The sequence below is a fragment of the Prevotella sp. HMSC073D09 genome (assembly GCF_001814145.1).
GTDB classification, from domain to species: domain Bacteria; phylum Bacteroidota; class Bacteroidia; order Bacteroidales; family Bacteroidaceae; genus Prevotella; species Prevotella conceptionensis.
In genome coordinates, this window is the sequence record NZ_KV815000.1 from 1 (window position 1) to 1,688 (window position 1,688).

At 52.2% G+C, this 1,688-nt stretch carries 1 protein-coding gene; it reads right to left on the reverse strand.

Annotation, left to right across the window (positions count from 1 at the left end; genetic code table 11):
• Positions 1 to 194 precede the first annotated feature (194 nt).
• Positions 195 to 1,562, reverse strand: coding sequence for a transposase (locus tag HMPREF2955_RS00190; RefSeq protein WP_070719846.1), 1,368 nt, complete (start codon positions 1,560 to 1,562; stop codon positions 195 to 197).
• Positions 1,563 to 1,688 lie beyond the last annotated feature (126 nt).

Sequence of the window (1,688 nt, forward strand, 5' to 3'; positions counted from 1 at the left end):
TAGGGTAATTCAGTTAATTCCCTCTTAGGAATCTCTGGAGACTGTCAAATGTCAGATTCTTTTCTTGAAAAGCGTCTTTGGAAGAGTACTTGATGTGCTTTGCGCGCAAAAACTCCCAAATGTCGAGCCGTATGGGCACACCTGTCCCTTCCATACCTGCCTATGGATGGATATAAAATCACCTCATTTTTTTATCAAGCCGCCTTCTTCATGTCCCTGGCCATCTGCCTTGCGGCAAGGACGGCGGCATTTGCCGTATGGATTCCGAAGAAGAGCAGCAATGTTTCGCTGAACATGTTGCGTGCCTTGATGCGCCCAACGGCATAGTGCTGTTTCTGGTTCCCGAAGCTGCCCTCCATTACCGTGGCCCTGAGGGTCCCGATAATCCTCCTCGCCTTCTTGAGGCATCCGGCTTCTTCCTTGGGCCTTGGGCCTTTCCTGACGAAACAGGTCGTTATGCCTCTCTCCGTACACATGGTGCGGTTGGCGTTGTTGGCGTATATGGAGTCGGCACCGACACGTTTGACTTTGACTCCCGTCAGCGATTCCTGATATTCAATGCACCGCTTAAGGCGAATGCCCTCGTTGAAGGCCTCGAAGGAGTGGTGTTCTATAAATGATATGCCGTCAATCTGTATGTTGTTGACCTTTGCCCCAAACTCCACGCGCTTGTTTTCCTTGCCCCTGACGATGGGACGGAGGTACGGGCGGTCGATGCTGACGATGCGGTGCTTGACCTCCTTGCCAGCGAACAGGTCTGACTGTTGGAGGTATACCTCACGCACGGCGGACAGCCGCTTTTCTTGTTCTGCCGACAGGCTGATGCAGGGGCCGTACAACTTGCGGAGGCCGTTCCATTGGAAGCGGAGCTTGGCAAGAAGTTTCAGGAGTCTTCTCCTGAGCCTGCGCGTGGCCGAGCCGGTGTGCTTGCGCTGCTTGGCGTATGCAAGCGTGGCCTTGGCAACATCATTGTACTTGTTTCTCGGAACGCGTTCCGACAACCGCTTGCTCTGGCAGACGAGCAGGTCGTGAAGCCATCGGCAACACTCCCAAAGCAGTTTGACGTCTGTCGGGAAACGCAGGTGGCTCTCATAGCAGGTCGCATCCGTCAGGCACAGGTCCTTGTCCTTGAGGTCGCCTTCCCACCGGGCGTACAATATGCGTTGAAGGCTGTCTATGTCGAGGTGCCTGGCAAGACGGTTGCGTATGGCACTTACAATCTTCCCGTCCTTGATGGGATTGGCAGGGTCTATCAGCACACCGCAGAACATCTGCATGTGGATGCTTCCGTTGAGCAGCTCTATCAGGCCGTCGTCCGACAGGCCCGTGTATGCCTTGAGGAACATGAGGGCGATTTCCCCTTCTGCCGAAAAAAGAGGCTTTTTCCCACGCCTACGCTTATGGGTGCGGGTTGCCAACTCTGCTGCCAACTCCTCAAGTGGGAGCTGGGCACGGATGCGCCCAAGTTCGCTTTTTGCAAAGCTATCGCGATAATGTTGTAAAAAATCGAACTCTGTAAAGGGCAAAGTTGGTGTTATGTCAGAAATTTTTCGTAACTTCACAGCAGTTAATTTTATAAATTTCCCCCGATTCTGCCCGTGATGGGTCGTTCGGGGGTTTTTATGTAAAGGTACAAATAATATATTACACTGACAAACAATTAGTTAGATATTTACTGAATATCCCTA